22 protein-coding genes are annotated in these 21,977 nt (G+C 73.1%); 8 read left to right on the forward strand and 14 right to left on the reverse strand.

Annotated elements, in window-relative coordinates; all coding sequences use genetic code 11:
* Positions 1 to 2 precede the first annotated feature (2 nt).
* Together BJ961_RS22305 and BJ961_RS22310 are read right to left on the reverse strand one after the other, a co-directional pair.
* Entirely contained in the window at positions 3 to 938 is a 936-nt protein-coding gene (locus BJ961_RS22305; RefSeq protein WP_271414577.1) for a carbohydrate ABC transporter permease, read from the reverse strand.
* Complete coding sequence (locus tag BJ961_RS22310; protein WP_271414578.1) at positions 935 to 2,296, reverse strand: ABC transporter substrate-binding protein; 1,362 nt, start codon at positions 2,294 to 2,296, stop codon at positions 935 to 937. Before BJ961_RS22310 ends, BJ961_RS22305 begins: the two co-directional genes overlap by 4 nt.
* 303 nt (positions 2,297 to 2,599) lie before the next feature.
* Here BJ961_RS22310 and BJ961_RS22315 point away from each other — a divergent pair, with 303 nt between their 5' ends.
* The 3 genes from BJ961_RS22315 (at position 2,600) to BJ961_RS22325 (ending at position 5,773) form a co-directional block, all read left to right on the forward strand.
* A complete protein-coding gene (locus BJ961_RS22315) occupies positions 2,600 to 3,622 on the forward strand; it encodes a LacI family DNA-binding transcriptional regulator (RefSeq protein ID WP_271414579.1) in 1,023 nt (340 codons plus the stop codon).
* 153 nt (positions 3,623 to 3,775) lie between these two features.
* A complete protein-coding gene (locus tag BJ961_RS22320) occupies positions 3,776 to 4,948 on the forward strand; it encodes an MFS transporter (protein ID WP_271414580.1) in 1,173 nt (390 codons plus the stop codon).
* 81 nt (positions 4,949 to 5,029) lie between these two features.
* Entirely contained in the window at positions 5,030 to 5,773 is a 744-nt protein-coding gene (locus BJ961_RS22325; protein ID WP_271414581.1) for a maleylpyruvate isomerase family mycothiol-dependent enzyme, read from the forward strand.
* Here BJ961_RS22325 and BJ961_RS22330 read toward each other — a convergent pair.
* Entirely contained in the window at positions 5,760 to 6,197 is a 438-nt protein-coding gene (locus BJ961_RS22330) for a MarR family winged helix-turn-helix transcriptional regulator (RefSeq protein WP_271414582.1), read from the reverse strand. The two genes, BJ961_RS22325 and BJ961_RS22330, sit on opposite strands and share 14 nt — an antisense overlap.
* An 84-nt stretch (positions 6,198 to 6,281) precedes the next feature.
* Between BJ961_RS22330 and BJ961_RS22335 the strand changes: the two genes are divergently transcribed.
* The gene (locus BJ961_RS22335) at positions 6,282 to 6,566 is read left to right on the forward strand and encodes a DUF6332 family protein (RefSeq protein WP_271414583.1); all 285 of its coding nucleotides are present in this window, start codon (positions 6,282 to 6,284) and stop codon (positions 6,564 to 6,566) included.
* Here BJ961_RS22335 and BJ961_RS22340 read toward each other — a convergent pair.
* The 3 genes from BJ961_RS22340 to BJ961_RS22350 form a co-directional block, all read right to left on the reverse strand.
* Positions 6,527 to 7,192 (reverse strand): response regulator transcription factor, encoded by a 666-nt coding sequence (locus BJ961_RS22340; RefSeq protein WP_271414584.1) that lies wholly within the window; start codon positions 7,190 to 7,192, stop codon positions 6,527 to 6,529. The genes BJ961_RS22335 and BJ961_RS22340 overlap by 40 nt on opposite strands.
* 47 nt (positions 7,193 to 7,239) lie before the next feature.
* Complete coding sequence (locus BJ961_RS22345; RefSeq protein WP_271414585.1) at positions 7,240 to 8,505, reverse strand: sensor histidine kinase; 1,266 nt, start codon at positions 8,503 to 8,505, stop codon at positions 7,240 to 7,242.
* A 236-nt stretch (positions 8,506 to 8,741) separates the two neighbouring features.
* A complete protein-coding gene (locus BJ961_RS22350) occupies positions 8,742 to 10,043 on the reverse strand; it encodes a geranylgeranyl reductase family protein (protein WP_271414586.1) in 1,302 nt (433 codons plus the stop codon).
* 144 nt (positions 10,044 to 10,187) lie between these two features.
* Between BJ961_RS22350 and BJ961_RS22355 the strand changes: the two genes are divergently transcribed.
* On the forward strand, positions 10,188 to 11,543 hold the full coding sequence (locus tag BJ961_RS22355) for a dipeptidase (protein ID WP_271414587.1): 1,356 nt from the start codon (positions 10,188 to 10,190) through the stop codon (positions 11,541 to 11,543).
* Positions 11,544 to 11,705: 162 nt separating this feature from the next.
* Here BJ961_RS22355 and BJ961_RS22360 read toward each other — a convergent pair whose 3' ends face one another.
* The 3 genes from BJ961_RS22360 to BJ961_RS22370 all read right to left on the reverse strand — a co-directional run bounded on the left by BJ961_RS22360 (position 11,706) and on the right by BJ961_RS22370 (position 14,254).
* Positions 11,706 to 12,749, reverse strand: a complete 1,044-nt coding sequence (locus BJ961_RS22360; protein ID WP_271414588.1) for an NUDIX hydrolase — start codon at positions 12,747 to 12,749, stop codon at positions 11,706 to 11,708.
* A 169-nt stretch (positions 12,750 to 12,918) separates the two neighbouring features.
* Complete coding sequence (locus BJ961_RS22365) at positions 12,919 to 13,113, reverse strand: hypothetical protein (protein ID WP_271414589.1); 195 nt, start codon at positions 13,111 to 13,113, stop codon at positions 12,919 to 12,921.
* A 187-nt stretch (positions 13,114 to 13,300) separates the two neighbouring features.
* Entirely contained in the window at positions 13,301 to 14,254 is a 954-nt protein-coding gene (locus BJ961_RS22370) for an ROK family protein (protein WP_271414590.1), read from the reverse strand.
* Positions 14,255 to 14,494: 240 nt separating this feature from the next.
* Between BJ961_RS22370 and BJ961_RS22375 the strand changes: the two genes are divergently transcribed.
* Both BJ961_RS22375 and BJ961_RS22380 read left to right on the forward strand, forming a co-directional pair.
* Entirely contained in the window at positions 14,495 to 15,544 is a 1,050-nt protein-coding gene (locus BJ961_RS22375; protein WP_271414591.1) for a LacI family DNA-binding transcriptional regulator, read from the forward strand.
* Between the two features lie 42 nt (positions 15,545 to 15,586).
* Positions 15,587 to 16,444, forward strand: coding sequence for a hypothetical protein (locus BJ961_RS22380; RefSeq protein ID WP_271414592.1), 858 nt, complete (start codon positions 15,587 to 15,589; stop codon positions 16,442 to 16,444).
* On the opposite strand, the gene BJ961_RS22385 is transcribed toward BJ961_RS22380, so the two are convergent.
* From BJ961_RS22385 to BJ961_RS22405, 5 genes are all read right to left on the reverse strand, one after another.
* Positions 16,425 to 17,723: a DUF6986 family protein gene (locus BJ961_RS22385; protein ID WP_271414593.1), complete on the reverse strand. Its 1,299-nt coding sequence runs from the start codon at positions 17,721 to 17,723 to the stop codon at positions 16,425 to 16,427. The genes BJ961_RS22380 and BJ961_RS22385 overlap by 20 nt on opposite strands.
* 168 nt (positions 17,724 to 17,891) lie before the next feature.
* Positions 17,892 to 18,854 (reverse strand): electron transfer flavoprotein subunit alpha/FixB family protein, encoded by a 963-nt coding sequence (locus BJ961_RS22390; RefSeq protein WP_271414594.1) that lies wholly within the window; start codon positions 18,852 to 18,854, stop codon positions 17,892 to 17,894.
* Between the two features lie 55 nt (positions 18,855 to 18,909).
* The gene (locus tag BJ961_RS22395; protein ID WP_271414595.1) at positions 18,910 to 19,698 is read right to left on the reverse strand and encodes an electron transfer flavoprotein subunit beta/FixA family protein; all 789 of its coding nucleotides are present in this window, start codon (positions 19,696 to 19,698) and stop codon (positions 18,910 to 18,912) included.
* Positions 19,699 to 19,918: 220 nt separating this feature from the next.
* Positions 19,919 to 20,440: a flavin reductase family protein gene (locus tag BJ961_RS22400; protein WP_271414596.1), complete on the reverse strand. Its 522-nt coding sequence runs from the start codon at positions 20,438 to 20,440 to the stop codon at positions 19,919 to 19,921.
* Between the two features lie 157 nt (positions 20,441 to 20,597).
* Positions 20,598 to 20,978, reverse strand: a complete 381-nt coding sequence (locus BJ961_RS22405) for a TlpA family protein disulfide reductase (protein WP_381160481.1) — start codon at positions 20,976 to 20,978, stop codon at positions 20,598 to 20,600.
* A gap of 264 nt (positions 20,979 to 21,242) precedes the next feature.
* Here BJ961_RS22405 and BJ961_RS22410 point away from each other — a divergent pair, with 264 nt between their 5' ends.
* Complete coding sequence (locus tag BJ961_RS22410; protein WP_271414598.1) at positions 21,243 to 21,971, forward strand: lysophospholipid acyltransferase family protein; 729 nt, start codon at positions 21,243 to 21,245, stop codon at positions 21,969 to 21,971.
* The last annotated feature ends 6 nt before the right edge of the window (positions 21,972 to 21,977 follow it).

The following is a 21,977-nucleotide window of genomic DNA, read 5'->3' on the forward strand; positions in this document are numbered from 1 at the left end:
GGTCACTCGTCTCGGGAGCGGAGCAGGCGCACGGACAGCAGGGACAGGGCGAACACCAGCAGCACGAGCAGGAAGGAGTTCGCGGCGCCGGTCCCGAGGTCGGACGCCAGGATGTGGTTGTAGAGGTACAGCCCGCCGGTGGTGGTCGAGCCGTACGGGCCGCCCTGGGTGACGACGAACGGTTCGGCGAACATCTGGAACACCGCGAGGGTCTGCACCACGACGAGGAAGGCGATGCTGCGCCGGACCAGGGGCAGGGTCAGCGACCAGAACTGCCGCTTGCGGGAGGCGCCGTCGAGGGCGGCGGCCTCGTAGACGTCGGAGGGTACGGCCTGCAGTCCGGCGAGCAGGATGATGATCGCGAAGCCGGTGGTCTTCCACAGGAACAGCAGCGCGAGCGTCGGTTTGGCCCACGCGGTCGACTGGAGCCAGTCGACGTCCGGCAGGCCGACCAGGTTGAACAGGTGGTTGACCAGCCCGTAGTCGGTGTCGAAGGCGACGATCCACACCTGGGCCATCGCCACCAGCGGGGTGACGAACGGCGCGATGAAGGCGACCCGGAACATGCCGCGCAACCGCAGCCGCGCGTTGGCGAGCAGCACCGCCGCGGCCAGGCCGCCGACGATCTGGAGGGGCACGATCAGCAGCCACATCACCGCGCTGTTGCCCAGCGAGGACCAGAACTCCTCGCTGGTGAGCAGGTAGGTGTAGTTCTCCAGGCCGATGAACTTCGCCTCGCCGGCGCCCTTCCAGTCGGTGAAGCTCAACTGGAGCGCGAAGACGAGGGGGTAGACGCCGAAGGCCGCGAAGACGATGTAGAACGGCGCGACGAAGAGGTAGGGCGCCAGGAAGGGCCCCCGCCGGGAGCGGCGGGCGGGGCGCGGCGAGTCGGGTGCCGCCTGTTCCTTGCGCGGCGGGGTGAGGGTGCCGGTGGTCATGCGCGGTCCACCAGGTTGCGCTGGATCTTCTTGGTGGAGTCGTCGATGACGTCGTCGGGGTTCATCTTCCCCTCGATGAGCCGCTGGAGGTTGTCGCCGAGGTAGTCCACGGACTTGGCCCACCAGGCGGGGATCGGCGCGGCGGCCGGGATGGTGTCGGCGGCGTCCACGGCGACCTTCCACAGGTCCTGTCCGCCGAGTGCGGCCACCGGCTCGAACAGCGGCCTGTCGGGGCGGCGGGCGGGGCCGTAGCTCGGCACGGAGGTGCTCAGTCCGCCGGGGTAGACCTCGCTCGGCCCGTACACGGCGCTGTAGCCGGGCTCCTTGAAGCACAGGAACTCGTAGAGCAGCCAGGCGAGTTCGGGGTTCTTCGCCTTCGCCGGGATGATGAAGCTGCTGCCGCCCATGGCGCCGCTGCGTGCCCCGCCCGGAGTCCAGGCCGGCAGGGGGGCGGCCCGCCACTTGCCCTTGCCCTTCTTCAGGAGCTGCTGCGGTGCGAAGGACCACCACACCGCCCACGGGACCAGCGCCTGCTGCCCGTTCTCCAGGGCGGCGAGGTCGGCCTGCTTGAGGTACTCGGCGTGGGTGACCAGGTCGTCGTCGACGGCGTCCCGGACCCAGTTGAGGATGGTGCGGTACTCCTTGGAGTCCAGCCGCACCTGCCCGTCGGCGTCGGCGAGGCTGGTGCCCTGCTGGCCGGCGAGCATCTCCAGCCAGAGCTGGCCGAGGGCGGGGTCCTTCTCCATGTGCAGGGGACGCGCCTTGGGGTTCTTCTCCCGCAGCGACCGGGCCGCCGCCAGCAGGTCGTCGTAGGTCTTCAGCCCGGCCGGGTCGACCCCGGCGTCCTCCAGCAGGTCCTCGCGGTACCAGAGCAGCCCGGGGTCGAGGTCCCAGGGCACTCCGTAGATCCGTCCGTCCACCGTGTTGACCGAGAGCTTGTACGCCGAGGTCTTGTCGCGGTAGGGCGCTATGAGGTCCGTCAGGTCGTACAGGTGCTCCACCTGGCCGCCGATCTTGGCGTCGTCCCAGAAGCTGCCGTCGGGCAGGTCGGTGCCGCTGATCAGCGTGTTGGCGAGCTTGGCGTCGATGTCGACGGCCTGATGGTTGACCTTGATGTCCGGGTAGGCCTTGCGGAAGGCGTCGATCGCCGCGTCGAAGACCTTGAACAGGTCGCCGGAGCGGTTCCAGATGGTGATCTCACCCTTGGCCGACGCACCGGGCGTCCCGGTGAGCTTGCGCGGCTCGGACCCGGAGGAACCCGGGGCGCACGCCGCGAGCGGGCCGGCGGCCGCGGCGAGCGCGCCGGCACCGAGAGCGCCGCGCAGAACGCTGCGCCGCGGGACGAATGATCTGGACATGAGCACGGCTCCTCGGATGGGAATGCGGGCTGCGGTTCACGGGACGGAGTGGGACGGGGTGATGGGCAGGGCAGAGCTGAGCCGGGGTGGACGGGAACGCGCGCAGGCGTCGTCGTCGGCACGGCGGTACGCACGCATCGCCGCACCGTCGCCCTCGCTTTGCAACGATGCAGAGATGATGCTGCGCCTTTTGCAACGATGCAATAGCTGAGTAACATCAACCTGCGTCGGCATCGGTTCGTACCGGCGCGCACCCGAGATGCTGTCGACCGATGCCCCCCGGGGGCCGTGAGGGGGAACTGGATGGCCGGCTCCACGCTCCGCGACGTCGCCCGACGTGCCGGAGTCTCGATCCGCACCGTGTCCAACGTGGTCAACGGTTCGGTGCCCGTCTCCGACGAGTTGCGGGTCCGGGTGCAGGCCGCGCTCGACGAACTCGACTACCGGCCCAACCTGGTGGCCCGCAATCTCCGCCGGGGCCGCAGCGGCATGATCGCGCTGGTCGTCCCCGAACTGGACGTGCCGTACTTCGCCGAACTGGCCCGCGAGGTGATCACCGCCGCCCGCACCCACGGGTACGTGGTGATGCTCGACCAGACCGACGGCGACGGTGAGCGGGAGCGGGAGCTGCTGGGGCGCGAGTCCCGTGCCACCATGTTCGACGGCCTGCTGCTGAGCCCCCTGTCCATCTCCGCGGACGAGTTGCGCAGGCGCACCAACCGGGTGCCGGTCGTCCTGCTCGGCGAGCACATCTTCAACGGCAGCCTCCACCACGTGGCGATCGACAACGTCGTCGCGGCCCGGGAGGCGACGGAGCACCTGCTCGGCCTCGGCCGTCGGCGCATCGCCGCCATCGGCGACCAGCCCTACAGCACCGGCGAGACCGCCCAGCTGCGCACGACCGGGTACCGCCAGGCGCTGGAGCGGGCCGGGCTCACCGTCGATGAAGGGCTGATCGTCCCCACCCCGCGTTTCCACCGCCACCTGGGCGCCCGGGCCATGGAGCACCTGCTCGCGCTGCCGGAGCCGCCCGACGCCGTCTTCTGCTACAACGACCTGCTGGCCATCGGCGCCATGCACACCCTGACCCGGGCCGGCGTGCGGGTGCCCGACGACATCGCCGTCGTCGGGGTCGACGGCATCCAGGAGGGGCGGTACAGCTCGCCGTCGCTGACCACCGTCGCCCCGGACAAGGCCGCGATCGCGCGCACCGCGGTCAGCACCCTGCTCGGTGTGATCGACGGTTCGGCGCCCGCACCGAGGGAGACCAAGGCGCCGCACCGGCTGCTCGTGCGGGAGAGCACAGGAGGGGCACCGGCCGGCTGACCAGGGTCCGGCGCCCCCGTTCGCCCCCTCCTCCCCATTCGGCACTCCCCGCGCCCCTGCCCCGGCCGCGCTCGTCGCCCCTTGCCCGCTCCTCCGTCCGGCACCTAGCCTCACTTTGTGCCGCAAATAAACAAAGCCCGATCGCACAACGCCGTGCCGGGCACCCGCGACGATCTCACCCGTCTCCGTGCCGCCCTGACCGCCTTCTTCGCCCTCGACGGCTTCGTCTTCGCCGGCTGGGTGGTCCGGATCCCCGCCATCAAGGAACAGACCGGCGCCTCCGCCAGCACCCTGGGCCTGGCCCTGCTCGGTGTCTCGGCCGGTGCCGTCGTCACCATGACGCTCACCGGGCGGCTGGTCCGCCGCTACGGCAGCCACCCCGTCACCGTCGCCTGCGCGGTCCTGCTCTGCCTCAGCATCGCCCTGCCCCCACTCACCCACTCGGCGTTCGCCCTCGGCGCCGTACTGCTCGTGTTCGGCAGCGCGTACGGCGGGATCAACGTCGCCTTCAACAGCGCCGCCGTCGACCTGGTGGCCGTGCTGGGGCGCCCGATCATGCCCAGCTTCCACGCGGCGTTCAGCCTCGGGGGCATGGTCGGCGCGGGGCTCGGCGGGCTGGTCGCCGGGTCGCTGTCGCCGACGCGGCACCTGCTCGCGCTCACCGTGATCGGCCTGCTGGTGACCCTGGTCGCGGGCCGCGCCCTGCTGCGCTGCGAGCCGGCCGCGCCGCCGGACCGCGTCCCCGAGGACGACGGCGCCCCGCGCCGCACGGACCGCCGGACCCGTCGCCTCGTCCTCACCTTCGGGCTGATCGCCCTGTGCACGGCCTACGGCGAGGGGGCCATGGCCGACTGGGGCGCCCTGCACCTGGAGCAGGACCTCGACGCGTCGCCGGGGACGGCGGCGGCGGGCTACTCCTGCTTCGCGCTCGCCATGACCGTCGGCCGACTGACCGGGACGACGCTGCTGGAGCGCCTGGGCCGGACGGCCACGGTGGTGGCGGGCGGCACCACCGCCGTGGCCGGCATGCTGCTCGGCTCGCTCACCCCGTCGGTGTGGGCGGCGTTGTTCGGCTTCGCGATCACCGGGCTCGGGCTCGCCAACATCTTCCCCGTCGCGATCGAGCGGGCCGGTGCGCTGGGCGGCCCGAGCGGTGTCGCCACCGCGTCCACCCTGGGCTACGGGGGCATGCTGCTCGGGCCGCCCGCGATCGGCTTCATGGCCGACTGGTTCTCCCTGCCGGCCGCCCTCACCAGTGTGGCGGCGCTCGCGGCGGTGGCGGTACTGGTCGCCGTCGCGACGCGTCGCGCGGCCGCACCCGCCTGATCCGACCGCCGACGCCCGGGGCGGGGGCGCGGACGCCTTCGAGTCCGTTCCCTTTCCGTTCCATGCGGCAGACTCCCTGTCATGAAGACTGCCGCGTACGTCGAAGTACTGGACCACGAAGGTGTGTTGCTGGCCTCGGCCGCCGAGTCGGCGGGCTGTGACGCCGAGGTGCCGACCTGCCCCGGCTGGCGGGTGCGGGACCTGCTGCGGCACACGGGGACGGTGCATCGCTGGGCGACGGGGTACGTCGCCGAGGGGCACACCGGTCCCCGTCCCGCCGACGGCCCGCCCGACCTCGACGGCGCCCCGCTCCTGACCTGGTTCAGGGAGGGCCACGGACGGCTCGTCGACACCCTCGCGGGTGCCGCGCCCGACGTGCGGTGCTGGCACTTCCTGCCCGCGCCGTCGCCGCTGGCCTTCTGGGCGCGTCGGCAGGCGCACGAGACGACCGTGCACCGGCTCGACGCCGAGGCGGCTGCCGCGGGCGGTGAACCCGGCCGCATCGGCGCGGACTTCGCGGTGGACGGCATCGACGAGCTGCTGGGCGGCTTCCACGCCCGCCCCACGAGCGCCGTGCGCACCGAGGGGCCCCGCACGCTGCGGATACGGGCGACGGACGCACCGGACGCCGTCTGGACCGTACAGCTGTCGGCGGAGCCTTTGGCGGTCCGGCGGGACGAGGTCGGGGAAGCCGACTGCGAGCTGACCGGGCCCGCCGCGCAGCTCTACTCGGCGCTGTGGAACCGCCGACCGTTCCCGCAGGTCACCGGCGACGGCTCGCTCGCCGCGTTGTGGCGCGAGAGGTCGGGCGTCACCTCGAAGTGAGGGGTTCCGGCGCGGCGGCGTCGGGTCGGCCGGCCAGCATCCGGTGCAGCACCGCCCGCTGCACCGGCAGCGCCTCACCGTGCCTGGCCCGCCCCTCGGCGGTCAGCGCCACCCGTACGCCCCGCCGGTCCTCGGCGCACGCGGAGCGCTGGACGAGTCCGTCCTTCTCCAGCCGGGCGACCAGCCGGGACAGCGCGCTCTGGCTGAGGTGGACCCGCTCGGAGATCTGCTGGACACGGTATCCGCCGGAACCGGAACCGTCGTCGTCCGGTGTGCCGGCCAGGACGTCGAGCACCTCGAAGTCGCTCCCGCACAGACCGTGCCCGTGCAGGGCGCGGTCGAGTGCGCACTGGACGCCGGCGTGGAGGGCCAGGATCGAGCGCCACCGGGTCACGAGCGCCTGTTCGTCCTGCTTCGCCGCCATCCGCGCACCGTAGCAGAGCCGCCCCGACCGCCGCCGCGCTGCCGACTCGGCGCCGACTCGGCCTGCTTCTGGGAGACTTGGGGCATGGACGCTCACGGGGGAAGGCGCACACAGGGAGAGCGGGACGCCGTCACGGTCGAGATCGGGTACGCCTTGTGCAGCGCGGCGTTCGCGGCGGCGGTGCTGTTCGGAGCGGTGGCGGGACCGGCGTATCTCTTCGGCCTGCCCGCCCGGGTGCGCGGCGTCCTCGTCGGGTCGGGGACGGTTCTGGCCGTGGCGGTGTTCTTCCTGCGTGTGGTGAGTGTGCTGGTGCGGTTCGCACGTGCCGGTCAGCCGAGCCAGCCCGGGCGCACGAGACCCGACTCGTAGGCCAGGACGACCAGTTGGGCCCGGTCGCGGGCGCCCAGCTTCACCATGGTGCGGCTGACGTGGGTCTTGGCGGTCAGCGGGCTGACGACCAGCCGGCGGGCGATCTCCTCGTTGGACAGTCCGATGCCCACCAGGGCCATCACCTCGCGTTCCCGCTCGGTCAGCCGGGCCATCCCGTCCGCCGCCGCGGGCTCCTTGGAGCGGGCCGCGAACTCGGCGATCAGCCGTCGCGTCACCCCGGGCGACAGCAGCGCGTCTCCGTCCACCACCGCTCGCACGGCGCGCAGCAGTTCCTCGGGTTCGGTGTCCTTGACGAGGAAGCCGGAGGCGCCGGAGCGGATCGCCTCGAAGACGTACTCGTCGAGTTCGAAGGTGGTGAGCATGACCACCCGCACGTCGTGCAGCCCGGGGTCGCCGGTGACCTCGCGGGTCGCGGCGAGGCCGTCCAGCACAGGCATGCGGATGTCCATGAGGACGACGTCGGGGCGCAGTTCGCGCACCGAGCGCACTGCCGCCTCGCCGTCGGCGGCCTCCGCGACGACCTCGATGTCCGACTGCGCGTCCAGCAGCGCCCGGAAGCCGGCCCGTACCAGTGACTGGTCGTCGGCGAGCAGCACGCGGATCACCGGTCGTCCTCCTTCGCCCGCGTCGTACGCTCCGGGTTCGTCATGCTCTACTCCTGCTCCACGTCCGTCGTGCGCCCTACCTGCTTCACGTCCGGGTGCCGCACGTCGACCGGCAGGGCCGCCAGCACCCGGAAGCCGCCGTCGGGGCGCGGGCCCGCCTCGATGGTGCCGCCCAGGGCCGCGGCCCGCTCCCGCATCCCGGCCAGCCCGTTGCCGCCGCCGCCCGCCTCGGCGCCCGTCGCCGGTCCGTCGTCGTCGACGCGCAGCCGCAGCGTGTTGCCGTTCCGGTCGAGGCGTAGGCGCGCGTGCCTGGAACCCGAGTGCCGTACGACGTTGGTGAGCGCCTCCTGCACGATGCGGAACGCGGCCAGGTCCGTTCCGGGCGACAGGCGCGGCGGCTTCCCCTCCACCTGGACGGTGAGGCCCGCGCTCGACGCCTGCTCGACCAGTTCGGGCAGCCGGTCGAGACCGGGAGCCGGAGCGCGCGGCGCGTCTCCGGGGGCGCGCAGGGTGCCGAGTACCTGCCGTACCTCGCCGAGCGCTTCCTTGCTCTGGTCCTTGATGGTGGTGAGCGCGGTGCGCGCCTGCTCCGGGTCGCTGTCCAGGAGGGCCAGGCCGACACCGGCCTGCACATTGATGACGGAGATGCTGTGCGCGAGTACGTCGTGCAGTTCGCGGGCGATCCGCAGCCGCTCCTCGTCCGCGCGCCGTCGCGCCGCCTGGGCCCGCTCGGCCCGCTCCCTCGCCCACTGCTCGCGGCGGGCCCGGGCCAGCTCCGACAGGGCCACGACCGCCACGACCCAGGTGGCGACGACCAGTTCCTGTCCCCAGGAGGCGGCCGGGTCGCCGGAGGGCGGCAGCCACCGGTAGAGCCAGTGCGCCAGCAGGGCTTGCCCGGCCCACAGGGTCCCCATCGCCGCCCACGCGGCCCGGCGGTGCCCGGCGACGACGGCACTGAAGCAGGCCACCGCGACGGCCGCGAACACCGGCCCGTACGGGTATCCGGCGCCCAGGTAGACCAGGGTGGCGGCCGTCGTGCCGAACACGACCGGCACCGGGTGCCGCTGCCGCCACAGCAGGGCTGCGCCCGCCACCAGCAGCAGCACGCGGGCGAAGGGGTCCAGGCCGGCCCGCTCGCCCTCCTGGGCGTGCGCGGCGAAGGTCGAACCGAAGAGCACGAACGCCGTGACGAGCACGGTGGACGGCCAGGGCCACCGGGGGCGGCGCTCCTCGTCGCCCCGCGGGTTCCACCACGGGTGCCCGTGCCGCCGCCACTGCGGCGCCCGGCCCGCGGGCTCGTGCTGTCCGTCCATGACCGCCACGCTAGACGCCGGGCGCCGCGGGCGGCGTCACCCGCGCGTGGTGACCACCCGTACTCCCGGCGGAGTACGCCCCGCGCCGACGCGCCGGAGGTCACCGGGGCCGGACCGCCGGGGCCCGGCGGTCCGGTGCCCAGGAGCGGCGCCGGTCGGGACCGGGACTCAGAACCCGCCGCCGGCACTCCCCGGCCCATAACCCGCCGCCGGTGTCCGCGGTGGGACGCCGAGGGTCAGGTGCCGGTCTCTTCAGCGGCGGACGGCCCGGTCGACGGGGACGGCGCGGACCTGGACGGCTCGGCCGGTTCGGCTGGTTCGGCCGGTGCGGCCCGTCGGTCCATCGCGCCCAGCGCGCGCTGCGCCAGCGGATGGCCGCGGACCAGCTCGCCCAGCGAGGTGGAGCCCTGCGTGATGTCCCTGAACGCCTTCCAGGCCGGGCGGAAACCGGTCAGGGCCGCGTGGAAGAGCCCGGGACGGCGCTCGAACACCGTCAGCAGCCGCTTGCCGACGCTCATCTCGACGCCAAGCCCGGCCTTGATGGCGAACGCGTAGTTCAGGGCCTGCTTGCGCGCGTCCACGGCGTCGTGCGCCTCGGAGATCCGCACCGCCCACTCCCCCGCGAGCCGCCCCGAGCGCAGCGCGAAGGAGATGCCCTCGCGGGTCCAGGGCTCCAGGAGCCCTGCCGCGTCCCCGCACACCAGGACCCGGCCGCGCGAGAGCGGCGAGTCGTCGGCGCGGCAGCGGGTCAGATGGCCGGAGGAGATGCTGGGTTCGAAACCGGCGAGGCCGAGCCTGCCGACGAAGTCCTCCAGGTACCGCTTGGTCGCCGCGCCCTCGCCACGCGCCGAGATCACTCCCACCGTGAGTGTGTCGCCCTTGGGGAAGACCCAGCCGTAACTGCCCGGCATCGGACCCCAGTCGATGAGGACGCGGCCCTTCCAGTCCTCGGCGACCGTCTCCGGCACCGGGATCTCCGCCTCCAGGCCGAGGTCCACCTGGTCGAGCTTCACCCCGACGTGGGCGCCTATCCGGCTGGCGCTTCCGTCGGCGCCGACGACGGCGCGGGCCAGCACGGTCTCCCCGCCCTGGAGGACGACGGCGACCGTACGCCGGTCGGGCACCGCCGACCCGTGCTGCTCCACGCGGGTGACGGTCGCCCCGGTGCGCAGCTCGGCGCCCGCCTTCTGGGCGTGTTCGACGAGCTGCTGGTCGAACTCGGGCCGGTTGATCAGCCCGAACAGCATCTGCCGGGAGCGCCGGGTCCGGGTGAAGCGCCCGTTGTGGGTGAACGTCACCGCGTGCACCCGGTCCCGGAAGGGCAGCTCGAAGCCGGGCGGGAGGGTGTCGCGCGAGGGACCGATGATGCCGCCGCCGCATGTTTTGTAGCGGGGCAGCTCCGCCTTCTCCAGCAACAGCACGCGCCGCCCCGCGACCGCCGCCGCGTAGGCGGCCGAGGCCCCCGCCGGTCCCGCGCCCACCACGACGACGTCCCAGACCTGACGCGTGTCGTCCGCCGAAGAGTTCTCGCTGCTCACGATGGTCTACTGCTCCGATCAAACCGCATGCCGCACCTGACCCCCGCATCCTACGGCGGGCATCGCCGCAGGCCACTGTGGGAGGATCGGCCCGTCATTCCAAGTACTCCTTGGTACAACGTCGCACCCACAAGGAGCGTGCCCATGTCGTCGAATCCGGTCGCCGAGACCGTCGCTTCGCTGATGCCCCGGGCGAAGGAGGAACTCGCCGAACTGGTGGCCTTCGAATCGGTGGCGGACTTCGACCAGTTCCCACGCAGCGAGAGCGAGGGTGCCGCCGACTGGATAGCGTCGGCCCTGCGCGCCGAGGGCTTCCAGGACGTGGCCCTGCTCGACACCCCGGACGGCACGCAGTCGGTGTACGGGTACCTGCCCGGTCCCGAGGGGGCCAGGACGGTGCTGCTGTACGCCCACTACGACGTGCAGCCGCCGCTGGACGAGGCCGGCTGGGCCACTCCGCCGTTCGAGCTGACCGAACGGGACGGCCGCTGGTACGGGCGCGGCGCCGCGGACTGCAAGGGCGGTGTGCTGATGCACCTGCTGGCGCTGCGGGCGCTGAAGGCCAACGGTGGCGTGCCGGTGCACGTCAAGGTCATCGCCGAGGGCTCGGAGGAGCAGGGCACGGGCGGACTGGAGCGGTACGCGGAGGCGCACCCCGAGCTGCTGGCCGCCGACACCATCGTCATCGGCGACGCGGGCAACTTCCGCGTCGGTCTGCCGACGGTCACCTCCACGCTGCGCGGCATGACGCTGCTGCGCGTGAAGGTCGACACGCTCGAAGGCAACCTGCACTCCGGCCAGTTCGGCGGTGCGGCGCCCGACGCGCTGGCCGCCCTGATCCGCGTACTGGACTCGCTGCGCGCCGAGGACGGCTCGACGACCGTCGACGGCCTCGCGGCGGACAGCGCGTGGGAGGGCCTCGCGTACGACGAGGCGCAGTTCCGCCGGGACGCGCGCGTGCTGGACGGCGTGGAGCTGATCGGTTCCGGATCGGTCGCCGACCGGATCTGGGCGCGGCCGGCCGTCACGGTGCTCGGCATCGACTGCCCGCCGGTCGTCGGGGCCACTCCGTCGGTGCAGGCGGGCGCGCGGGCGCTGGTGAGCCTCAGGGTGCCGCCGGGCGTGGACGCGGCCGAGGCCACCAAGCTGCTCCAGGCGCACCTGGAGACGCGCACGCCGTGGGGCGCGCGGGTCGCCGTCGAACAGATCGGGCAGGGCCAGGCGTTCCGCGCGGACACCACGAGCCCGGCGTACCAGGCCATGGCGGACGCGATGGCGGTGGCGTACCCGGGCGAGGAGATGCAGTACGCCGGTCAGGGCGGCTCCATCCCGCTGTGCAACACCCTGGCGTCCCTGTACCCGGAGGCGGAGATCCTGCTGATCGGACTGAGCGAGCCGGAGGCCCAGATCCACGCCGTGAACGAGAGCGTGTCCCCCAAGGAGCTGGAGCGGCTGTCGGTGGCGGAGGCGCACTTCCTGCTCAACTACGCGGCGAGCTGAACCGGGTCGCGTTTCGCGTTCCGCCGTCGACGCGGGGGCCTCGCCGTCCGGCGGCTGCGCTCGGCACGGAGGTGGCCGGCTTCGGTCACGGGGATCCGGTGACGATGCGGGCCGAGGGGGCGCGCGGGCGCAGGCGCGGACGCGCGGGGCCGTCGGCCGGTGTCAGCCGACCGGCGTGCCCGCCTCCAGGTAGAGGGCGGCCCCGCGCTCCCGGGCCCGCAGCGCCCAGCGCAGGCGCTCGTAGCGGACCGGGGGCAGCAGGTCGGCGGCCTCGTCCTCGGTGGCGAAGCGCCAGGCGCGCAGCTCGGGTCCGGGCAGCAGGACCCGGTCGGCGTCCGCCGAGTCGAGCCGGCCGCCGTCGAAGAGCAGCCGCAGGCCGCCGTAGGCGGGGGGCGCCGGTGGCTCCCAGTCGACGACCAGCAGGGTGGGGACGTCGTCGAGGCGCAGCCCGGTCTCCTCGGCGACCTCGCGCATGCCGGCGCGGGCGGGCGCCTCGCCGGGTTCGACGACGCCGCCGGGGAACTCCCAGCCGGGTTTGTAGGTGGGGTCCACGAGCAGTACGCGGTCCCGCTCGTCGAAGAGCAGGACGCCGGCGGCGACGGTCTCGCCGGTGGGTTCGGGTGTCTGCACGATCTCGCAGGCCGGCACGGCACCGGTGCCGACGGCCTCCGCGACGCGTGCGGCGGCCTCGTACGGGGTGAGGGTGCCCGTGTCGACGGGGTGGGCGTCCGCGGTGAGCCAGGAGGCGAGGGCGGAGCGGTAGGGCTCGATGTGGTCGTAGGCCCACTGCCGTACCCGCATCTCGCCGTCCGGCAGGCCCGCCGGCACCTCCCGGCCGGCTATTCGCTCCCGCAGTATCGTTTCGGCCGGTGCGAGCAGGACGTGCCGGACCGCGATCCGACGGGCGGCGAGACCGCCGAAGATCTCGTCCCGGTACTCCTGGCGGAGCAGGGTCATCGGCACCACGAGCGTCCCGCCGAGGTCGGCGAGGAGCGCGGCGGCGGTGTCGATCACCAGTCGGCGCCAGATCGGCAGGTCCTGGAAGTCGCCCACCTCGGCCAGGCGTTTGGGCGGCAGCAGGTGCGCGAGCGCCCCGCCGACCATCTCGGGGTCGAAGAGTGTGCTGTTCGGGATCAGTTCGATCAGTTCCCGTGCGGTGGTGGTCTTCCCCGCACCGAACGCGCCGTTGATCCAGACGACGGTCACAGGTCCCCCTCTTCCGTTGGCCCCCTGTGGCTTGCCCGCTTCACCCTGCCACGGAAACCAGGCCCCGTTGAGTGCGCGCGAAATGGGCATATGACAGCGGCGCCGGTGCCCCCGCGGGGGTACCGGCGCCGTGTGGTCCCGGCGGGGCGCGTGGGCCCGGCGGCGGGTGTCAGCCGAGGTGTCCCAGGGCGTCGTCGTCGAGAGCGAGGCTGTCGGTGGCGACGGTGTCCTGGACGGTGCTGACCGTGTCCTCCACGTCCAGGCCGAGCGGAAGTTCGCTCGGAGCGGCGTGGGACGGAGTGACGGCGGCGACGACGAACCCGGTGGCGAGGGACGCGAGGGCGAGCATGCTGCGCTTCTTCATGCCCCGTTCAACTGCGCCGCCGCGCCGGGGGTCACGGGTCGGCGCGCGCAGGCGCCGAAACCGCAGCTGCGGCCACCACGGCCGCACCACCGAAGCCACCGAGCGCGGCGGCCGCGGCATCCTCCGGGTGGACGCGCGCCGGCACCGGTGGCGGGTCCTCGTGCCCGCCCCTCCCGGCGGGCGCGGCTCAGACGTGCGCGGCGGCCACGCCCGCCGTCCTCGACAGCGCCGCGGCGGCCGCGCCGACGAGTCCGGCGTCGGTCCCCATCTGGGCGGGGACGACCACCAGGCGCTGGACGAAGGACAGCGTCGCGTAGTCCGTCAGGGCCTTGCGCAGGGGGGTGAAGAGGACGTCACCCGCCTTGCCCACGCCCCCGCCGACCACGGCGATGTCGATCTCGACGAGGGTCGCGGTGGCGGCGATACCGGCGGCCAGTGCCTGCGCGGCCCGTTCGAAGGAGGCGACGGCGACGGGGTCGCCCAGGCGGGCGGCGGCGGCGACCGCGGCGGCGGAGGTGTCGCCGTCCGGGCCGGGCAGCCAGCCGGCCTCCAGCGCGCGACGGGCGATGTTGGGGCCGCTCGCTATGCGCTCCACGCAGCCGCGCGCGCCGCACGGGCAGGGGTCGCCGTCCAGGTCGACGCTGATGTGTCCGATGTGTCCGGCGTTGCCGGTCGGGCCGGGGTGCAGCCGGCCGCCCAGCACCAGGCCGCCGCCGACGCCGGTGGAGACCACCATGCACAGCGCGTTGTCGTGCCCGCGGGCCGCTCCCTGCCAGTGTTCGGCCGCCGTGATGGCCACCCCGTCGCCGATCAGCTCGACGGGCAGACCGCCGACGGCGTCCCGGACCCGGCGGACCAGCGGGTAGTCGCGCCAGCCGGGCACGTTCACCGGGCTGACCGTGCCGGCCGAGGCGTCCACCGGGCCGGCGCTGCCGATACCGACGGCCGTGGCCCGCCCCCACAGGGGGGACGCGGTCAGCTCCGCGAGCACGGCCTCGACGGCACCCATCACGGTGTCACCGTCCTCCCGGGCGGGTGTCGCACGCTGTGCGCGCGCCTGGATGCGGCCGTGGCCGTCCACCAGCGCGCCGGCGATCTTGGTGCCGCCGATGTCCAGCGCTGCCACGAGGTCGGTGTGCATCAGAGTCGGATCTCCCCGTCGGACCGAAAGCGAAAAAGACGAACACAGGAGCGCGCAGCGACCGGTCCCGCGGTGGGGACGAGGGCCGGAGAGTGCGATGGACAGTGTCTCCCGCATCTGACAACGTTGTCCAGGCTCTATGCTCGACGCCACATCCTCATACAAGCCCATCACCGACACATCCCCCTGGACAGCAGGAGCCGACGCAATCCCGTGGACGACAGGACAGGACACCGCATCGTGCCCGACACGACCCGCCGCGCAGACCGACTCCCCGGGAACCGTTACGGCAATCGCCCGACCATGAAGGACGTCGCCGCCCGGGCCGGGGTCGGCCTCAAGACCGTCTCCCGGGTGGTCAACGGGGAGCCCGGCGTGACCCCGGAGACCGAGCGGCGCGTCCAGGAGGCCATCGACGCGCTGGGCTTTCGCCGCAACGACAGCGCGCGCGTGCTCCGCAAGGGCCGCACCGCGAGCATCGGCCTGGTCCTGGAGGATCTGGCCGACCCGTTCTACGGGCCGCTCAGCCGTGCCGTGGAGGAGGTGGCCCGCGCCCACGGCGCCCTGCTGATCAACGGGTCGAGCGCGGAGGACCCGGAGCGCGAGCAGGAGCTGGTGCTCGCCCTGTGCGCGCGGCGCGTGGACGGGCTGGTGGTGATCCCCGCCGGGGACGACCACCGGTATCTGGAACCCGAGCTGAAGGCGGGCGTCGCCACGGTGTTCGTGGACCGTCCGGCGGGGCAGATCGACGCGGACGTGGTGGTCTCCGACAACTTCGGCGGCGCCCGCGACGGCGTGGCCCACCTCATCGCGCACGGGCACCGCAGGATCGGCTTCATCGGGGACATGCCCCGCATCCACACCGCCGCCGAGCGGTTGCGCGGCTACCGGGCCGCCATGGAGGACGCCGGCATAGCGGTCGAGGACTCCTGGATGTCCCTGGGCGTCACCGACCCCGTGCGGGTGCGCCGGGCGGCCGAGGAGATGCTCGCCGCTTCGTGTCCGGTCACGGCGATTTTCACCGGCAACAACCGGGTGACCGTCACCGTGATCCGGGTCCTGGCCGAGCACACCCGGGGCGTCGCCCTCGTCGGCTTCGACGACATCGAGCTGGCCGACCTGCTCCAGCCGGGCGTCACCGTGGTCGCGCAGGACGCCGCCGCTCTCGGCCGCACGGCCGCCGAGCGGCTCTTCCGGCAACTGGACGGCACTCTCCTCGCCCCCGACCGCATCGAGCTGCCCACCAGGCTGGTCACCCGGGGCTCGGGCGAGCTGCCGCCGTCGCACTGACCGGGCCGACCGTCCCCACGCGCCGCCGGGAGGAAGCACACCGTGACGCGATCACCGACCGAGGGCGGGGAATCCGCGCGACCGCCGGGCGAGGACCGCACGCTGGAGGCGCTCGGCCTGGCCGGGGTGCCGCGCGAGGAGCCGCTGTCGTACCCGGGCGCGTGGCCCCGGGAGTCCGGGCTGCTGGACGGTGACCGGCTGCTGCCGCTGGACCGGCCGCCGGTGTACGAGGTCGGGGGCGAGCGGGTGCCCGTGCTGGCGATCGGCTCCAACGCGAGCCCGGGCCAGCTGCGCCACAAGCTGGACGAGTTCGGGATCGGGTCACCGGTCCCGATGGTCAGGTCCCGTGTCACCGGCCTGGACATCGGCGTCTCCGCGCACGTGAGCCGCATGGGCTACGTGTCCGCCTCGCCGGTGGGCGCCCCCGGCGTCGTGCGGGAGCTGTTCGTCCTGTGGCTCGACGCCGAGCAGCTCGCCGTGGTCGACGCCAGCGAGGGGGTGCCGATGGCGGGCGGGAACTTCGACCGCGCCTGGCTGCCCGCGCCGGACGTACGCGTCGAGCCGGGGGACGGCACGGTGCTGCCCGGCGTCCACGCGTACGTCAACCGCCACGGCGTCCTGCACGACGGCACCGGTGCGCCGTGCCGCCACCCCGGGGAGCAACGGCCCCTGCTCGCCGGGCTGCTGCACGGGTCGCCGCGGCTGCGGGCGCTGTTCGGGACGACGCCGGAGGAGTTCTGCGCGCGGGCGCGGGCGGACCGGCGGCTGTGCGACCGGGGGACGCGGCTGTTCGCGCGGGAGAAGCGGGTGACGCCGTCCGGCCTGGAGCGTTACGTGGGCTCGGGGCCGGACGAACCGTTCGCGGGGACCCGAAGGCCGCCTACTGCGCCGATGCCGTGAGGTCGCCGCGCCGCGGGCCCGAGAAGCCCTCCAGGTCGGCGCGGGTCAGACCGGTGAGCCGGGCGACCTCGCCGATGTCGAGGGCGCCGCAGTCCAGGCCGCGCAGCAGGTAGCCGCTGAGGGCCTTGGCGGTGGCGGGCTCGTCCATGACGTCGCCGCCGGTGCGGTTGGCGTAGCGGGCGAGGCGGGCGGCGGCCTGTTCGAAGCCCTCGCGGTAGAAGGCGAAGACGGCCGCGTACCGGGTGGGGATGTGGCCGGGGTGCATGTCCCAGCCCTGGTAGTAGGCGCGGGCGAGGGCGCGGCGGGTGAGGCCGTAGTGCAGGCGCCAGGCGTCGTGGACCTGCGCGGTGGGGCCGACCGGCAGGACGTTGGTGGAGCCGTCCGAGACCCGTACGCCGGTCCCGGCGGCGGCGACCTGCATGACCGCCTTGGCGTGGTCGGCGGCCGGGTGGTCGCTGGCCTGGTGGGCGGCGGAGACGCCGAGGCAGGCGCTGTAGTCGAAGGTGCCGTAGTGCAGGCCCGTGGCGCGGCCCTCGGCGGCCTGGATCATGCGGGCGACGGTGGCGGTGCCGTCTGCGGCGAGGATGGACTGGCTGGTCTCGATCTGGATCTCGAAGCCGATCCGGCCGGGCGTGAGGCCGCGCGCCTTCTCGAACGCCTCCAGGAGCCGCACCATGGCGGTGACCTGCTCCGGGTAGGTCACCTTGGGCAGGGTGAGGACGAGGCCGTCGGGCAGGCCGCCGGCCTCCATCAGGCCGCTGAGGAAGACGTCGAGGGTGCGGATGCCCCGGGCGCGCACCGGTGCCTCCATGCACTTCATGCGGATGCCCATGTACGGGGCGGCCGTACCCTGTTCGTACGCCTGCGCGATCAGCCGGGCGGCGCGGGCGGCCGCCTCGTCCTCCTCGGCGTCCGTACGGTTGCCGTAGCCGTCCTCGAAGTCGACGCGCAGGTCCTCGATCGGCTCCCGCTCCAGTTTGGCGCGTACGCGGGTGTACACGGGCTCGGCGAGGTCGTCGGCGAGGCCGAGGACGGCGGCGAAGGACGCGGCGTCCGGGGCGTGTTCGTCGAGCGCGACGAGGGCCTTGTCGCCCCAGGAGCGGATCGTGTCGGCGGCGAAGACGTCCCCGGGGACGTAGACGGTGTGGACGGGCTGGCGGGTGCCCGGGTCTCCGGGGTAGCGGCGCTCCAGCTCCGCGTCGACCGGTGCGAGGGAGGCACTGATCTCCTCGCCGACGGCGCCCGCGAGGCTCGTTGCCACCTTCTCCTGCTGACCCATTCGACACCCTCCTGATGTTCATTTTTCCGCTGACCGGAATCAGTTATCCGTAGAGTGAAGTTATCTGGCGAGTCTTCGCCGGTCAACACCATCCTGTGCGCACGCCGAGGCCCCCGCGACGTCCGTGGACGTCACCGGGGGCCTCGGTGTGCGGTGCGGCGGGGAGGTTCAGCCCTTGCGGGTGTTGACTTCCTCGGTGAGCTGGGGGACGACGTCGAAGAGGTCGCCGACGACGCCGTAGTCGACCAGCTCGAAGATCGGGGCCTCGGCGTCCTTGTTGATCGCCACGATCGTCTTCGAGGTCTGCATGCCCGCGCGGTGCTGGATCGCGCCGGAGATGCCGGAGGCGATGTACAGCTGCGGGGACACGCTCTTGCCGGTCTGGCCGACCTGGTTGGTGTGCGGGTACCAGCCCGCGTCCACCGCGGCGCGCGAGGCGCCGACGGCCGCGCCGAGGGAGTCGGCGAGCGCCTCGATGATCGCGAAGTTCTCGGCACCGTTGACGCCGCGGCCGCCGGAGACCACGATCGCGGCCTCGGTCAGCTCGGGGCGGCCGGTCGACTCGCGCGGCGTGCGGGAGGTGACCTTGGTGCCGGTCGCGGCGGCGGAGAAGGTGACCGACAGGGCCTCGACCGCACCGGCGGCCGGAGCGGGCTCCACGGCGGCCGAGTTCGGCTTGACCGTGATGACCGGGGTGCCCTTGGAGACACGGGACTTGGTGGTGAAGGCGGCGGCGAACACCGACTGGGTGGCCACCGGGCCCTCGTCGCCGGACTCCAAGTCGACGGCGTCGGTGATGACGCCCGATCCGAGGCGCAGCGCCAGGCGGGCGGCGATCTCCTTGCCCTCGGCGGAGGACGGGACGAGCACGGCGGCCGGGGAGACCGCGGCGACGGCGGCCTGGAGGGCGTCGACCTTCGGCACGACCAGGTAGTCGGTGTACTCGGCGGCCTCGTGGGTGAGGACCTTCACCGCGCCGTGCTCGGCGAGGGCGGCGGCGGTGTCACCGGCGCCGCTGCCCAGGGCGACGGCGACGGGCTCGCCGACGCGGCGGGCCAGCGTCAGCAGCTCCAGGGTCGGCTTGCGGACGGCACCGTCCACGTGATCGACGTAGACGAGAACTTCAGCCATGGGACTTCTTCTCTCCTGCTTGCGAAAGATGAGGGGCGGGGAGGGCGGTAGGGCCTCAGATGAACTTCTGGCCCGCGAGGAACTCGGCGAGCTGCTTGCCGCCCTCGCCCTCGTCCTTGACGATCGTGCCCGCGCTGCGCGCCGGACGCGCGGCCGCCGACTCCACGACCGTGTAGGCGTTCTCCAGACCGACCTCGTCCTCGTCGATCTCGAGGTCGGAGAGGTCCCAGGACTCCACCGGCTTCTTCTTCGCCGCCATGATGCCCTTGAAGGACGGGTAACGCGCCTCGCCAGACTGGTCGGTGACCGACACGACCGCCGGCAGCGACGCCTCCAGCTGCTCCGTGGCCGAGTCACCGTCCCGGCGGCCCTTCACGACGCCACCCTCGACCGACACCTCGGACAGCAGCGTCACCTGCGGCACGCCCAGGCGCTCCGCGAGCAGCGCCGGAACGACGCCCATGGTGCCGTCGGTGGAGGCCATGCCGGAGATCACCAGGTCGTAACCGGCCTTCTCGACCGCCTTGGCCAGAACCAGCGAGGTGCCGATCGCGTCGGTGCCGTGCAGGTCGTCGTCCTCGACGTGGACCGCCTTGTCCGCACCCATGGACAGCGCCTTGCGCAGCGCGTCCTTCGCGTCCTCGGGGCCCACCGTCAAAACGGTGATCTCCACGTCGTCGTCCGAATTCTCCGAGATCTGCAGCGCCTGCTCGACCGCGTACTCGTCCAGCTCGGAGAGCAGACCGTCCACGTCGTCCCGGTCGACGGTCAGGTCATCGGCGAAGTGCCGGTCGCCAGTGGCGTCGGGCACGTACTTCACAGTGACAACGATCCTCAAGCTCACGCCGGCTCTCCTACTGCGTCGACATTTCAGTGCTGCCTCTTGCAGGCAGCATAGGCGCCCCAAGCGGCCGATCCCGGTCGGGGCGACCTGCGCTCCGCCCGGAATATTACTCGTCAGTACATCCAGTTCTTTCCCGCTAAGCAAGCGCTTTGAACTGTGACCTTCGCAACGCAGCGTAACCGGAACTCGACGCCTCCGCAGAAGCCGTCCCGCTGACCGGTCAGTCGCGCAGACCCCGGTAACGCCCCTGGTGGTACAGCAAGGGCGTGCCCGCTCCGGCGGGGTCGCCGAGGAGGACCTCCGCCAGCACGATCCGATGGTCGCCCGCGGGTACCCGCCCGACCACCCGGCACACGAGCCAGGCGAGCACACCGTCCAGCACGGGCACCCCCCGCGGGCCCTCGCGCCAGGCGGTGGGCGCCGCGAAGCGGTCGGCGCCGCTGCGGGCGAAGGTGGCCGCCAGCTCCTCCTGGTGTTCGCCGAGGAGGTGGACGCCGACGTACTCGGCCTCGGACACCGCCGGCCAGCTCGAGGAGCCGGTGCCGATGCCGAAGGAGAGCAGCGGCGGACCGGCGGAGACGGAGGTGAGGGACGTGGCGGTGAAGCCGGCCGGACCGGCGGCACCGCCCGCGGTGATCACGGCGACGCCCGCCGCGTGCCGCCGGAAGACGGACCGCAGCAGGTCGTCGGCGGCGAGCCGCGGCGCGGCGACCTCGGGGGCGACGTCGGGGGTGGCCGTCATACGGGGTTGTCCTTCTGCGTTGCGCCTCGGTCCCGGGAACGCGGGGCGAGGGTGGGGGGCAGGCTGACCACGGGTGGCACACACAGTCCATTACGTGCCGGGTGCGGAAGCTGTGGAGAAGGACTCACCGCCGACGTGGCGGTTGTCACACGGTTCGTCACACGGCCTCGCCCAGTGCGGCGATGACGTCGGCCTTGCGCGGCTGCCCGACGGCACGCCGTACGACACGGCCGCCGGCGTCGAGGACGAACACGGTGGGGGTCTTGAGCACGCCCAGGGCCCGGACGAGTTCCAGGCGGGCCTCGGCGTCGATCTCGACGTGGACGACGCCGGGGACCATGCCGGCCACCTCGTCCAGGACGCGCCGGGTGGCCCGGCAGGGTGCGCAGAAGGCGCTGGAGAACTGCACGAGCGTCGCACGGGCGCCCAGTTCCGCGCCCAGGCCGGCCGCGTCGAGCCGTGGGCCGGGAGCCGCCGGCCGCCTGTCGTCGTGCTGCCCGCGCACCGGCACGCCCCCGTTCCGCCGCCACCGCGGCACCCATGGGCACGCCCAGTCGCGCGCCGCTTTTCCGAGTCGTCCACGGGTGCAGCGCTCGCGGGACGGCGGAGATTCCCGCTCGTCGACATGTTCCGGCCACGAAACGGCCGGGCGAGTGATGAGGATCTCGCCGCGCACGGGCACCAAGGCTGGTACACGGGCCGTTCTTGGGGCACGATCGGCGACAAGCCGTAAACCTACGGCTGCGTAACTTTCGACTGGGAGCCCCCTTCCCAGGCTGAGAAGGAAGGGTTCGACCCGCCCATGGCAGAACTCGTCTACCGCCCGGTGATCGGTCTCGCCCGCACCCTGTTCAAGGCGTGGGACCTCAAGATCGACTGCCAGGGATCGGAGAACATCCCGCGCTCGGGCGGCGCCGTGCTGGTGAGCAACCACATCAGCTATCTGGACTTCGTCTTCGACGGCCTGGCCGCGCTGCCGCAGAAGCGGCTGGTGCGCTTCATGGCGAAGGAGTCGGTCTTCCGGCACCGGATCTCCGGCCCGCTGATGCGCGGGATGAAGCACATCCCGGTGGACCGCAAGCAGGGTGAGGCGGCCTACGCGCACGCCCTGGACTCGCTGAAGTCCGGCGAGATCGTCGGGGTCTTCCCGGAGGCGACGATCTCCGAGTCGTTCACCCTGAAGAGCTTCAAGTCGGGTGCCGCGCGGCTCGCCCAGGAGGCGGGCGTCCCGCTGGTGCCCGTGGCGCTGTGGGGTACCCAGCGGCTGTGGACCAAGGGCCACCCGCGCAACTTCAGGCGCAGCCACACCCCCATCACCATCCGGGTCGGCGAGGCGATGGAGGCTTCGCGCGAGCAGTACGCGGGCGCCATCACCCGGCGGCTGCGCGAGCGGGTGCAGGAGCTGCTGGAGGCGGCGCAGCGCGCCTACCCCGTGCGCCCCAAGGGGGCCGACGACACCTGGTGGATGCCGGCCCACCTCGGCGGCACCGCACCGACGCCCGAGCAGCTGCGCACGGCCCAGGCGCTCTGAGCCGGG

The organism is Streptomyces lienomycini, assembly GCF_027947595.1.
GTDB classification, from domain to species: domain Bacteria; phylum Actinomycetota; class Actinomycetes; order Streptomycetales; family Streptomycetaceae; genus Streptomyces; species Streptomyces lienomycini.